This window comes from Microvirga sp. Mcv34 (genome assembly GCF_024519725.1).
Classification (GTDB): domain Bacteria; phylum Pseudomonadota; class Alphaproteobacteria; order Rhizobiales; family Beijerinckiaceae; genus Microvirga.
Genome location: NZ_JALJRK010000016.1, coordinates 37,098 through 50,008, shown reverse-complemented (window position 1 = coordinate 50,008; position 12,911 = coordinate 37,098). Strand labels below are relative to the sequence as shown.

The following is a 12,911-nucleotide window of genomic DNA, read 5'->3' as shown; positions in this document are numbered from 1 at the left end:
ATATCGCGTCGATCAAGCGTCGGTCTTCACCTTGAGAACCTGACGGCCACGGTACATGCCGGTCTTCAGGTCAACATGGTGGGGGCGGCGCAGCTCGCCGGAATCCTTGTCCTCGATGTAGGTCGGGGCCTGCAAGGCATCGGCGGAGCGACGCATTCCGCGCCGCGAAGGCGACGTTTTTCTTTTTGGAACGGCCATATCTCGTCTCCGGTTAAAATAGCGGAGCGCCCGCTCAACCGGGGAACGCTCACATCTCAAACTTGATGAGGTTGCGCCTCATACAAGGTCTTTGGGGAAATATCTAGCCCCTCGACGCATTCCGAGGGTTTTTCATTGCCGCAGGGGTTAGGGCCTGAGGCAGTCGCTGAAGGGCGCGGCCCGTGCCATGCGCGACTGGAGCTGGCCCGCCAGGGCCCGGTGACCGGGCCGCGGCCGGGCCGGATTGCGCACCAGGGGGTTGGGCAGGGCCCGCGCCAGCAGGGCGGCCTCCTGGCGGGTCAGGTTCCTGGCGGGCTTGCGGAAATACTTCTGGGCGGCCGCCTCGGCTCCGAAGACGCCGTCGCCCCATTCGGCCACGTTGAGATAGACCTCCATCATCTTCCGCTTCGACCAGATCAGGTCGAGATAGAGGGCCACCGGGATCTCCAGCCCCTTGCGGAGATAGGAACGGCTCGGCCACAGGAAGAGGTTCTTCGCCACCTGCATGGGAATGGTCGAGGCGCCACGGGACGGGCCGTCTCCGTCGGCGGCCTCCACCACGTCCCAGAGCGCGTCCCAGTCCACCCCGCCATGCTCGCAGAAGCGGCTGTCCTCGGACGTCATGACGGCGAGTGGCAGGTTCGGCGAGATCTCGTCCAGAGCTACATAGGTTCTCTCGACGGGCTGCAGGGTGAGCCAGCGGCCGAGCATCAGGGTCGAGACCGGCGGCACGGTCCAGTACAAAAGGCCTAGCCAAAAGACCACCCCGACCCATAAGAGAATGAGACCAAGGCCGATCCGGACGAGTCGGCGGATAAAGCGGGCGACCGTCATCGGCGTCCGCGGCCGCCCCGACCGCAGCGTCCATCTCGGCCTCGCTCGTTCATCAACGCTCCCCTCGGGTGGAGCGGCGGCTCCATCCGAATCCAGGCTCATCATGACGCCATCCACCAGCTCTTTCACCACACGGCTCTCCGACGCCGCGAAGGTTGTCGAAGCAAGTCTCGAAGCCTTGCTATCAGACAAAGCCGCTCCGGGCGAGCTTGCCCGCCCGCCCCGCCTCATGGCCGCCATGCGTCACGCGGTCCTCGGAGGCGGCAAGCGCCTGCGCCCCTTCCTGACCATCGAGGCGGCGCGCCTCCTCGGAGTGCAAGGGCAGGGGGCGCTCAGGGCGGGCTGCGCGGTCGAGCTCCTGCATTGCTATTCCCTGGTGCATGATGATCTGCCGTCCATGGACGACGACGACCTGCGCCGGGGGCGTCCGACCGTGCATAAGGCCTATGACGAGGCGACCGCCATCCTGGTGGGCGACGCCCTGCAGACCCTCGCCTTCGAGGTCCTCGCCGATCCGGCGACGGCCGTGGATGCGGGCATTCGTTCCGACCTCGTGCTCGGCCTCGCGCGCGCATCGGGGCTGGGCGGCATGGTCGGAGGGCAGCTTCTCGACCTGACCGCGGAGGGGCGCTACGGGACCGTCACCATGGGCGAGGCCGATGTGCGGCTGCTCCAGATGATGAAGACCGGCGCGATCCTCACCTTCTCGGTGGAGGCGGGCGCGATCCTGGGACAGGCCGATGCGCGGGCGCGCGAAAAGCTCGTCGCATACGGACGGGCGCTCGGCGCCGCCTTCCAGGTCGCGGACGATATTCTCGACCGGGAGGCCACCCCGGAAGCTCTCGGAAAACGCACGGGCAAGGACCAGGAGAAGGGCAAGGCCACCCTCGTGGACCTGCTCGGGATGGAAGGCGCCCAGCGCGAGTGCCGACAGCTCGTGGAGCAGGCTGAGGGCGCTCTCGACGGGTTCGGCCCGCAAGCCCAGACGTTGCGGGAAGCCGTGCGCTTCGTGGTCGAGCGGCAGGTCTGAGTCTGACATCCCGTTTTACGAGGTTTCCTCTCGGTGAATCCGGTGGCAACGGGATTCGCCCATCATCCATCGCGTCGTTCGCGTGCAGAAATCCGTCACGCGTCCGATGGAAGCTAAGCCATTGTACTATTATGGATAATCACGCATTCGCCCGCTGAAAGCGTTGCCTTCGCAACAGACATCATGGACGCGACGGGGCCGCAGGCCTCTCCCGGGGGTCGCGGGGGCTGCCCAGGCATGCGAGAGGCGCCATGAAATCGTTGGATCTACAAAAATCGCTTGTGCAATGAGCGACTTCCGCTCGCGGAGCGTGATCACCGAACGTTCCGGACAAAGCCGTTCCGGCCCATGGACGCAGCCGGAATCCTACGGATTTGGGTCTCAAAATAGCGCTACCCGGTTACATGCGATGAAGGCGTAACCCGAAAGCTGCGGGGCTCATTGAACCTGTAAAAATCGTCCGATTTGGTTCAAGCTTTTGTCAGCCCGGCATCAACGCATGATGCAGTCACGAAGAGCATCCGATGGTCGACAAGGCGTGTCGACCGGAGCCGATGGCAGGGCTTCTTACCCGGGGGCTTGGATCACGGGAGGAATAGATGGCCACAGCGTTCCGTGTAAACATGACCGGAAGTCAAGTCGTGCCGTCGACGAACTCGCCAGCGACAGCCGTCGGGACGATCGTCTACGACAGCATTGCCGTCACGGCCGCCTACACGTTCAATGTGAAGGGACTCGATTTCGGGGCCGTGACGGGCACCGGGCCTCAGACGGCCGATCCCAGTGACGACGTCACGGGCTTCCATTTCCATTTCGCTACGGCAGGCTATGTCGGCGAGCTCGTTTTCGGTCAGATCAATCCCGACCAGGACCCCAGTCTGCAGATCACCCCCAATAGCGACGGATCCTGGACCTTGAGCGGCGCTTGGGATCCGGCGGATCCGGCCAGCGTCTGGATCGTGGGGTTCGCCAGCATCCTCAACCTGAGTATTCCCGGAGTCGATGCACCCTTCTATACGGACGCCACGACGTCGGGTTCTCCGGAAGGCGCGATCCGGGGGCAATGGCTCACGATTGCGAATGACCGCAGCAATACGATCAGAGGCACGGCCGATGCCGACTTCCTGCCTGGGCTCGGCGGCAACGACCGCATCTTCGGCGGGGCAGGGAACGATCGGCTCGACGGCGGATCGGGCAACGACCGGCTGTTCGGCGAAAGCGGCAACGACACGGTGATCGGCGGTCGGGGGAACGATCGTCTCGACGGAGGGATCGGCAATGACAGCCTTTCCGGAGGCACCGGCCGCGACATCCTCAACGGCGGTCTCGGCAACGACGTGCTGACTGGCGGCAGCGGTGCCGATACCTTCCTCTTCAACACCGCCCCGGGCAGCGACAACGTCGACACCGTTCGGGGCTACACCCCCGGGACCGATAAGATCCAGCTGGACAGTGCCATCTTCGCGGCGCTGCCGAAGGGCGCCCTGACGGAGGATGCCTTCCATGTCGGAACGGCCGCCGCCGATGCCAACGACAGGATCATCTACGACAATACGACGGGATCGCTCTCCTACGATGCCGACGGCATTGGGACGGCCTTCGCGCCGGTCCAATTCGCCGTCATGGCGGGGGCGCAGGCGCTGACCTATAACGATTTCTTCATCGTCTGAACCGGCAAGCGAGAGGGGCCGCGGGGTCGTCTCGACTCCGCAGCCGGGAGCGGGCGGGGCTCAGGCTCAGCCCGTCGGCACCCAGAACTTCAGCTTGGCGTGACCGGGGCGGCGGTTATGCGGGAGGGAGCCTGCTGGCACGCCGCCATTGGCGAGGATGACCTTCCGCGACGCCTCGTTGTCGTCGTCGCAGGTGATCAGCACCCGCGAGAAGCCTTCCGAGCGGCAGACCGGCAGGATCATGCGGAGCGCCTGCGTGGCATAGCCGCGCCGCTGCTTCCAGGGCACGACGGTGTAGCCGATATGGCCGTAGAGGGCGACCGGCAGGTCCTCCGTGCCGCGCTGGAAGCGAAAGCCGATGCGGCCGCAGAAATCCCCGTCGCCGATCCAGAAATCGTGCGCCGGGAGACGCGGAACCTCGCGCCCGTCCGGCAGCAGCACCATGGGGCTGTGGTAGAGGTCGCGCAGGAAGCGCTCGGGGTTGCGCCGGAATTGGCGAAGCTGATCGCGGCTGACGTCCTGGTCCGTGTTGGGCGACCAGCCCCGCGCGAGGGCATCGGCGTAGAGGGGGAGCCAGTCCAGGCTCGGGCGAACGAGGGCGATGTCGGCGATGGCGTCGGTCATGGACCGACCAGACTGACACCGCCCGATCCCAAGGGCAACAGGCCTATACAGTCACCTGCGTGCCGACCTCCACCACGCGCCCGGTGGGGATCTGGAAGAAGTCCGTGGCGTCGCTTGCCGATTTCGCCAGGCTGATGAAGAGCTTGTCCTGCCAGAGCGGCATGCCCGACTGGCTGGCGGGGCGGATCGAGCGGCGGGACAGGAAGAACGACGTCGCCATGATGTCGAACTTGAAGCCCTGCTTGCGCAGGATCGCGAGGCCGCGCGGGATATTGGGCGTCTCCATGTAGCCGTAGCTCAGGCGGATACGCCAAAACGAATCGCCCACATGCTCGAGGGCCACGCGGTCCTCGTCCTCGACCCGGGGAACGTCCGCACTGTTGACCGTGAGGATCACGTTCTTTTCGTGCAGCACCTTGTTGTGCTTGAGGTTGTGAAGGAGGGCGGCGGGCGCCGTGTCCGGGTCGCTGGTCAGGAACACGGCCGTGCCCTTCACCCGGTGCGGCGGGCTCTTCTCCAGCATCTGCACCAGTTCGAGGAACGGCACGTCGATCTTGCGGGTCTTCTCGAACAGGATCCGGGTTCCCTTCACCCAGGTCCACATGACCACGAAGAAGACGCCCGCGATGATCAGGGGTACATAGCCGCCGTCGAGAAGCTTGACTAGGTTCGAAGACAGGAAGGTCAGGTCGATCAGCAACAGGGGGATCATGATGAGCCCGGTCTTCACCGGACCCCAGCCCCAGCTCCGGCTCATCACCAGGCAGGCGAGCAGGGTGGTGACCACCATGGTGCCGAAGACCGCGATGCCGTAGGCGCTGGCGAGGCTGCTCGAGGAGCCGAAGAGCAGCACGAGGCCGACGACGGCGGCCAGGAGAAGCCAGTTCACCCGCGGCAGGTAGATCTGCCCCTGGTGCGTTTCCGAGGTGAAGCGAACCTCCAGGCGCGGCAGCAGGCCGAGCTGAACGGCCTGCCGGGTCAGGGAATAGGCGCCGGTGATCACGGCTTGGCTCGCCACGATGGTCGCGAGTGTCGCGAGGATCACGAGAGGCAGGAGCAGCCAGGGCGGGGCCAGTAGGAAGAAGGGGTTGGTGATGGCTTCGGGATTCGACAGGACGAGGGCGCCCTGGCCGAGATAGTTCAGCGCCAGCGCCGGGAAGACGACGGTACCCCAGGCCACGCGGATCGGGTTGCGGCCGAAATGGCCGAGATCCGCATAGAGCGCCTCGGCTCCGGTCACGGCCAGGCAGACGCTGCCGAGGATGGCGAAGGCGGTACCCGGATGCGTCAGGAGGAACGACACGCCGTGATAGGGATTGAAGGCCAGCAGCACTTCCCAGTCGTCGGCGATATGGATCAGGCCGAGGCCCGCCATGGAGATGAACCACAGGAGCGTGAGCGGGCCGAAGAAGGCCGCCACTTTGCCGGTGCCGCGGCTTTGTACAGTGAACAGGGCGATAAGGATGACCAGGGCGCCGGGCAGGACATAGGCATCGAAGGAAGGCGCGACGAGCTTGAGGCCTTCGAGGGCCGACAGCACCGAGATTGCCGGCGTGATGGCGGCATCGCCATAGAACAGGGCTGCTCCCGCCATGCCCATCATGAGCACCGGCAGGCTACGCCGCCCGAGTGCGCGCTGCGCCAGGGCGACTAGGGTCAGCGAACCGCCCTCGCCCTTGTTGTCGGCCCGCAGCAGCAGGCCCACGTACTTGACGGAAACCGTGAGGATCAGCGCCCATAGCAGGAGTGAAAGGATGCTGATCACCAGTTCGCGGGTGAGGGGGACTGGCGTTCCATGGTGGCCGCCGGTAGCTGCCATAACGGTTTCACGCATGGCGTAGAGAGGGCTGGTGCCGATATCCCCGTAAACGACGCCGATGGCGCCCAGGGTCAGGGTCCAGAAACTCGCCTTTGAGTGGCTGTCCGGTAAGGTGGCCTCGGGGGCTGCGGAATCGGCATGTCCCGGGGCAACGGCGTGCTGTTCTGCCATATGTGCTTTTCTTCGCGGACGTGCCCGCAGACGGCCCTTGTTGAAACACCCTGCAAACGACGAAGGGCGGCTTGGTCTCCGCCCCATTTTCCAAAGAGCGCAGCGGCCGTCATTGCCGTCGCGGCGCGCTCTCTAGCACATCGCGCCTTAGCTTAAAAACGGAATTTCGCCAGAGGTTCCATGGCCACGGTTGCCGCTTCATTCGGCAGCATCGCGCCCAGGCTGGCCGTAGTTCTTCTCAATGTAGCCGAGAACGATTTTTTGGAAGTCCTGGGCCAGGGTCGGGCCGCGCAGGGTCATGGCCTTGCGGCCGTCGATGAAGACCGGGGCGGCGGGCTGCTCGCCGGTGCCGGGGAGCGAAATGCCGATATGGGCGTGCTTCGACTCGCCCGGCCCGTTCACGATGCAGCCCATTACGGCCACGTTCAGGTTCTCGACGCCGGGATAGGTCCGGCGCCACTCGGGCATGGAGGTGGAGATCCAGTTCTGGATGTCCCGCGCCAGTTCCTGGAACACCGACGAGGTGGTGCGTCCGCAGCCCGGGCAGGCGGCGACGAGCGGTACGAAGGTGCGGAAGCCCATGGTCTGGAGCAGTTCCTGGGCCGTCTTGACCTCTACGGTCCGGTCTCCGCCCGGTTCCGGGGTCAGGGAGTAACGAATCGTGTCGCCGATGCCCTGCTGGAGCAGGATCCCCATGGCGGCCGACGAGGCCACGATGCCCTTGGTCCCCATGCCGGCCTCGGTGAGGCCGAGGTGAATCGCGTAATCGGACCGGCGGGCGAGATCCTGGTAGACGGCGATCAGGTCCTGCACGGCCGAAACCTTCGCCGACAGGATGATGCGGTCCTTCCCCAGTCCGATCTCCTCCGCACGGGCGGCGGAGAGCAGGGCGGACTGGATCATGGCCTCGCGGGTGACCCAGCGCATGTCGCGAGGGTTCGCCGAGGCCGCGTTGTCGTTCATGAGATGGGTCAGCAGTTCCTGGTCGAGCGACCCCCAATTGGCCCCGATGCGCACCGCCTTGCCGTAGCGGATCGCCTGCTCGACGATGGCCCCGAACTGCCGGTCCTTCTTCTCCTTGAAGCCCACATTGCCGGGATTGATTCGGTACTTGGCCAGCGCCTCGGCGCAGGCGGGATGGTCGGCGAGAAGCTGGTGGCCGATATAGTGGAAGTCGCCGACAAGCGGCACGTCGATCCCGAGCCGGTCGAGCCTCTCGCGGATCTTCGGCACCGCGGCGGCGGCCTCGTCCCGGTCCACGGTGATGCGCACGATCTCCGATCCCGTTTGGGCGAGGGCGGCGACCTGCTTCACGGTCGCGTCCACGTCCGCCGTATCGGTGTTGGTCATCGACTGAACGACGATCGGCGCGCCGCCTCCGACCATGACGGAGCCCACGCGCACGCCCACCGTGCGGTGGCGCGGGGCGGGACCGGCGAGGCTCTCAGGAGCGGAGGAGGTCTCGGGAGACGAGGTGAGGGACATGCTGCAATCCACGACGGCAGCTCCGGGCTGCCGCCGTTTAGCTGATGCCAAAAGCCCTCTTCGTCAAGCGCGGCCTGGAGCAGCGGACCGGAAGGGCCCCTTCGAGGACCGCCCGGCGACGAGATCGGCCCTCTGGCGGCCGATCAGGGTTGCCGGAAGCGCCAGACGTTGGATTTCTTGATGTCAGCGTCTTCGAGGGTGCGAGTCACCGGAACCTCGTAGGCGGCGAGAATCTCCAGCCGGTCCTTGGGCAGATAACTGCGTCCCGGGTCGCCGATCAGCACCGTGGCGCCCCTCTCGCTCAAGGAGAACAGCCATTGGATGACACGCTCGGCGAGATCGCGCTCGTAGCAGATATCGCCGGCCAGCACCGTATCCCAGCCTCCGTCCCGACCGACGATGTCCTCCTGAAGCGGGGTGATGGAAACGCCGTTGGCCGCGGCATTGAGGCCCATGGCCGCAATGGCGAAGGAATCGATGTCGCAGGCGGTGACCTCGGCGGCGCCCGCCTTCATGGCCGCGATGGCGACGAGCCCCGAACCCGAGGCGAAATCCAGCACGCGCCGTCCGTGTACCGTTTCCGGATGATCGAGGATGTAGCGGGCGAGCGCCTGCCCGCCCGCCCAGGCGAAGGCCCAGAAAGGAGGCGGCAGACCGATCTCGCCCAGCTCCTCCTCGGTTTTCTGCCAAAGCTCCGTCGCTTCGTCGGCCACATGCAGGGAGATTTCCGGCGCATGGGGCACGGGGCGAAGGCGGGTTTCGGACCGGATGAAGGCCACGGGATCGGAAATCATGACGCCAGCATGGAGCGGTAGAGCCGTTTGACGCTCTCGATGACGTCCCGCTCGGTAAAACCGTTGAGAACCCGGGCGCGGGCGGCCTCTCCCATGCGCGCCACGCGTTCGGGCTCGCGCGACAGGGCGACGAGCGCTGCGGCGAGGCCCGTCGCATCCCCGGGAGGGACGAGGAGGCCCTCGATGCCGTCCCGCACCAGGGTGCGGCATCCCGGAACGTCCGTGGTGACGATGGCGCGGCCGCAGGCGGCGGCTTCCAGCAGCGTCCGAGGCAGGCCCTCGCCGCCGCGCGAGGGCAGGCACGCGACATGGTGCTCGCGCCAGACGGCGCCCACGTCCCTGGTCGCCCCATACCAGGAGATCCCGGGATCGGCGCTCCACGTTTTCAGGGTCTCCTCCGGGATCGCCTTCGGATTGGAGGGATCGGGGGCGCCGTAGAGAGACAGCTCGACGGCCGCGCCCTGCGCCCTTGCGGTTTGCACGGCCTCCACGGCTACGTCGATTCCCTTGGACCAGAGCATGCGGGCCACCAGGGCGACCTTGAGCGGTAGGCACGGGGGCAGGGGGCTCGGCCTGAGAAGATCCGGATCGATGCCGGCGCCGCCGAGGATCGTCACCCGATCGCTGGCCGGGTCGAGGCCGAGAAGCCTAGGGTCGTCCGTGTTCTCGAAAACGTAGCGGGTCTTGTTCGTCTCCAAGCCACGCACGAGCAGGCGCACGGCGCGCTGCGACAGGCGCGCGACCATGTCCTTGCGCGCGCCCAGGAAACCGGAGCCGGTCAGCGCATAGACCCGGCGGGGGATGCCCGCCATGGCGGCGGCAAAGCCTCCAACCAGGATTCCCTTAAGGGCGATGCAATGAACGAGGTCCGCCTTCTCGCCTTTCAGGATCGCCGCCAGCTGCCCGGCGGCATAGCCCGCCGCTATGGGATTCAGGCTACGACGCTCGGCTTCGAGCGGGATCACCTTGGCGCCCGTGGCCTCGATCACGTCCCGGTGCGAGCGTACGCGGGTCACGACCGTGACGTCGAGGCCCAGCTCGCGCGCGGCCCTGGCCATGGGCAGAAAGTGGGAGGCGAAGAACCAGTCCTCGGTGATCACGAAGACGAGCTTGCGGCCCCGAACGTCAGGCTGGGACAAGGAAGACAAGGAACAATCCAGATGAAACGGTTTCGCCCTTCTACCCTCCGCAAGGGGCAAAAGGGAACTCCCTCGATCGGGACCCGTTGCCGTCATTCTTGAAAGAGGGAGAGAACAGACATGGCGGATTGGCTGCCGACCGTCCTGGCGACGATTGCGGGCATCCTCTCGACATCGAGCTTCGTCCCGCAGGTGATCAAGGCGTGGCGCGAGCGGGATACCAAGGCGATCTCGAAGCACATGTACATGGTCACCGTCACCGCTTTCGTGCTGTGGTCGGCCTACGGGTACCTGATCGGCAGCTGGCCCGTGATGATCTTCAACCTGCTGAGCTTAGGGTTGAGCGCCACCATCCTGGTCTTCAAGATCCGCAACGACAGTCGCAGATCCCGCGGAGCACAATCCTCCAGGGAACCCGGACTGGCGCGGCCCGGTTGACGTCTTGCACCTCAATCAAGGCTTGCCATGCTGGACCCGAACGCCACCACCGAGAACATCGTCGATCCTCGCGATGCCGCCGAGACGGCGGGACTGCTCTACGTCTCCGACGAGGAGCCCGGAATTCGGCGCAAAAAGTCGGGCAAGGGTTTCACCTACACCAAGCCAGGCGGCGGAAGGGTCGAGGATAAGGCGACGCTCGAGCGCATCAGGTCGCTTGCGATCCCGCCCGCCTACACGGATGTTTGGATCTGCGCCAGGGCGAACGGCCACATCCAGGCGACGGGCCGCGACGCCAAGGGCCGTAAGCAATATCGCTATCATCCTGCTTTCCGCGAGGTTCGCGAGAGTACGAAATACGAGCACATGCTCGAATTCGCCAAGGGGCTGCCGGCGATCCGCGAGACCATCGACGAGCATATGAGCTTGCGCGGCCTGCCGCGCGAGAAGGTGCTGGCGACGGTCGTGCATCTCCTGGAGAACACGCTCATTCGCGTGGGCAATTCGGATTACGTCAAGCAAAACAAGAGCTATGGCCTCACCACTTTGCGCGATCCGCATGTGAAGGTAGACGGCAGCGAGCTGCGCTTCCAGTTCAAGGGCAAGAGCGGCAAGACGTGGCGCCTGCAGGTCAAGGACCGGCGCATCGCCCGTATCGTGAAGGCGTGCCAGGACCTGCCGGGACAGGACCTGTTCCAGTACCTCGACGAGACAGGTGAGCAGCAATCGATCGCCTCGGCCGACGTGAACGCCTATCTGAAGGAAATCACCGGACGCGACATCACGGCGAAGGATTTCCGCACCTGGGCCGGGACCGTGCTCGCGGCGCTCGCTCTCGCGGAATTCGAGGAATTCGACAGCGACGCGAAGGCGAAGAAGAACATCCGCGCGGCCATCGAGAGGGTTTCCTCGCGCCTCGGCAACACGCCGAGCATCTGCCGCAAATGCTACGTGCACCCGGAGATCTTCGCGTCCTATCTCGACGGAGGCCTGCTGCTGGACATCAAGGAGGAGATCGAGACGGAGCTGCGCGAGGACCTCGCCAGCCTGAAGCCCGAAGAGGCCGCCGTGCTGGCCCTGCTGGAGCAGCGCCTCTCCCGTGAGGTCGAGAAGAAGGCGGAGAAGAAACCCGCGAAGAAGCGTCGTGCGTCGGCGGGTCGAAAGCACAAGCATCAGCCCGAGATGCGGGTTTGATGAACGGGGCGGCCCGAGGCCGCTGATGAGAGAGGAGATGCCGAGGCGCCTTGACCTCGCACCTCCCGCGTGGTCATCCAATCCGGTCAACCGGAACCAGGCGAGATGAGCCGTTCACCGTCCTCGATTGCCGCCGTCGCGGCCCTTCTCGCCTGCCTCGCCGCACCCTCGGTCGCGCAGGAGGCGCAGCCTCAAAGCTGGCCCGAGGTGAAGTGCGCCCGCTACAGGAAGGCGTGGTCGGACGCCCTTGCCCATCGCGGCATGACGGGCCTGAGCCGAGACTTCATCGAGCGTCACGATGCCTTCCTGGCTTCGGGCTGCACGATCAAGGGCGATGTGTGCCCGCGCTCGGCTGAGGAACTCGACCTCGCCAACATGATGGTGGTCGCCGCCATGAATGCCGGAACGGCGAGCACGTTTCCGCCCTTCGCTTGCCGTAGGTGATGGACCGTCCGTCTTCGACGAGCGGCGCGAACATTTCCCTGTCTCGTCCGTTAGGGCTTCGCCACCACGATTTCAGCGAGGCCTCGTCATGCGGATTCACCATCTCAATTGCGGCTGCATGTGTCCCGTCGGGGGCAAGCTTTGGGATGGTGCGAGCCCTGGCCTGACGGGCCATCTGATCTGCCATTGCCTGCTCGTGGAGACGGACAACAATGGCCTCGTCCTAGTCGATACGGGCTTCGGCTCCAGGGACGTGGAAGATCCCTATGGGCGGATCAGCCCGCTCTTCATCCACACGAATCGGATCCAGCTGGAACACCGCTATACGGCGCTGGAGCAGGTGCGGAGTCACGGCTTCTCGCCGCGCGACGTGCGCCACATCGTGCTGACCCATCTCGATTTCGACCATGCGGGCGGCCTTGAGGATTTTCCGGAAGCGACCGTTCATGTCCTGCGTGCGGAGATCGAAGAGGCGGAGGTGAGGCAGGGCTTCATCCACCGCCGCCGCTACAGCCCCCGGCAATGGGACGAGGTGCGGGACTGGCGTTTCTATGATCCGACGGGCGAGGGGTGGTTCGGCTTCCGCTCCGTCCGCGACCTCGACGGGGTGCCGCCCGAGATTCTGATGATCCCGCTTCCGGGCCACACCATGGGCCATGCCGGCATCGCCATCGACACGCCGGAGGGTTGGCTGCTCAACGCCGGCGATGCCTATTTCCACCGGCACGAGATGGACGAGGACCCCTCCTGCACGCCGGGGCTGCGCGCCTATCAGACCCTGATGGAGGAGGACCGGCCGCTTCGCCTCCACAACCAGGAGCGGCTGCGTGTCCTGGCCAACGACGAACGCGACAATGTGAGGATCTTCTGCAGCCATGACCCGATCGAGCTCGAGGCGCTGCAGCGCCTGAGCACGGGATGGCGGCCGATTTCCATGCGGCACGATCCCCATCTGCGGGCCCATTGAGCCGCGGGAGCGTGATCCGCGAAGGCACCCCGGTTCGCCGTTGAGAGGGCGGCAGGTCAGGAAAGGAGCCGTTCCCTCGGAGCTGGAAACAGTCCCGCCCTCTG

The 12,911-nt window shown here is 65.5% G+C and carries 13 protein-coding genes; 6 read left to right on the top strand and 7 right to left on the bottom strand.

The features are described from left to right. Positions 1–12: 12 nt before the first annotated feature. Both rpmF and mtgA read right to left on the bottom strand, forming a co-directional pair. On the bottom strand, positions 13–198 hold the full coding sequence (rpmF, locus tag OC446_RS11095) for a 50S ribosomal protein L32 (protein WP_009493255.1): 186 nt from the start codon (positions 196–198) through the stop codon (positions 13–15). 147 nt (positions 199–345) lie between these two features. After that, positions 346–1,032: a monofunctional biosynthetic peptidoglycan transglycosylase gene (mtgA, locus tag OC446_RS11090; RefSeq protein ID WP_262029089.1), complete on the bottom strand. Its 687-nt coding sequence runs from the start codon at positions 1,030–1,032 to the stop codon at positions 346–348. 103 nt (positions 1,033–1,135) lie between these two features. Here mtgA and OC446_RS11085 point away from each other — a divergent pair, with 103 nt between their 5' ends. Further along, a complete protein-coding gene (locus OC446_RS11085) occupies positions 1,136–2,062 on the top strand; it encodes a polyprenyl synthetase family protein (RefSeq protein ID WP_262029088.1) in 927 nt (308 codons plus the stop codon). Positions 2,063–2,661: 599 nt separating this feature from the next. Next, positions 2,662–3,732: a calcium-binding protein gene (locus OC446_RS30850; RefSeq protein ID WP_315986494.1), complete on the top strand. Its 1,071-nt coding sequence runs from the start codon at positions 2,662–2,664 to the stop codon at positions 3,730–3,732. Between the two features lie 66 nt (positions 3,733–3,798). Here the strand turns inward: OC446_RS30850 and OC446_RS11070 are convergent, their stop codons facing one another. From OC446_RS11070 to OC446_RS11050, 5 genes are all read right to left on the bottom strand, one after another. Further along, complete coding sequence (locus OC446_RS11070) at positions 3,799–4,356, bottom strand: GNAT family N-acetyltransferase (RefSeq protein WP_262029087.1); 558 nt, start codon at positions 4,354–4,356, stop codon at positions 3,799–3,801. Between the two features lie 43 nt (positions 4,357–4,399). Further along, a complete protein-coding gene (locus OC446_RS11065) occupies positions 4,400–6,346 on the bottom strand; it encodes a potassium transporter Kup (RefSeq protein ID WP_262029086.1) in 1,947 nt (648 codons plus the stop codon). A 198-nt stretch (positions 6,347–6,544) separates the two neighbouring features. Beyond that, a complete protein-coding gene (ispG, locus tag OC446_RS11060; RefSeq protein ID WP_262029085.1) occupies positions 6,545–7,831 on the bottom strand; it encodes a flavodoxin-dependent (E)-4-hydroxy-3-methylbut-2-enyl-diphosphate synthase in 1,287 nt (428 codons plus the stop codon). Positions 7,832–7,974: 143 nt separating this feature from the next. Beyond that, positions 7,975–8,625 carry a class I SAM-dependent methyltransferase gene (locus OC446_RS11055; RefSeq protein ID WP_262029084.1) on the bottom strand — a complete coding sequence of 217 codons (651 nt, stop codon included), beginning with the start codon at positions 8,623–8,625 and terminating at the stop codon, positions 7,975–7,977. Then, positions 8,622–9,773, bottom strand: a complete 1,152-nt coding sequence (locus tag OC446_RS11050; RefSeq protein WP_262029083.1) for a glycosyltransferase family 4 protein — start codon at positions 9,771–9,773, stop codon at positions 8,622–8,624. The genes OC446_RS11055 and OC446_RS11050 overlap by 4 nt, the downstream gene beginning before the upstream one ends. A gap of 111 nt (positions 9,774–9,884) precedes the next feature. On the opposite strand from OC446_RS11050, the gene OC446_RS11045 reads away from it, so the two are divergent. The 4 genes from OC446_RS11045 to OC446_RS11030 all read left to right on the top strand — a co-directional run bounded on the left by OC446_RS11045 (position 9,885) and on the right by OC446_RS11030 (position 12,807). After that, positions 9,885–10,202 carry a SemiSWEET family sugar transporter gene (locus tag OC446_RS11045; protein WP_262029082.1) on the top strand — a complete coding sequence of 106 codons (318 nt, stop codon included), beginning with the start codon at positions 9,885–9,887 and terminating at the stop codon, positions 10,200–10,202. Positions 10,203–10,229: 27 nt separating this feature from the next. After that, positions 10,230–11,396 carry a DNA topoisomerase IB gene (locus OC446_RS11040; RefSeq protein ID WP_262029081.1) on the top strand — a complete coding sequence of 389 codons (1,167 nt, stop codon included), beginning with the start codon at positions 10,230–10,232 and terminating at the stop codon, positions 11,394–11,396. A gap of 105 nt (positions 11,397–11,501) precedes the next feature. Continuing rightward, positions 11,502–11,840 (top strand): hypothetical protein, encoded by a 339-nt coding sequence (locus OC446_RS11035; RefSeq protein WP_262029080.1) that lies wholly within the window; start codon positions 11,502–11,504, stop codon positions 11,838–11,840. Between the two features lie 88 nt (positions 11,841–11,928). Further along, positions 11,929–12,807, top strand: a complete 879-nt coding sequence (locus OC446_RS11030) for an MBL fold metallo-hydrolase (protein WP_262029079.1) — start codon at positions 11,929–11,931, stop codon at positions 12,805–12,807. Positions 12,808–12,911 lie beyond the last annotated feature (104 nt).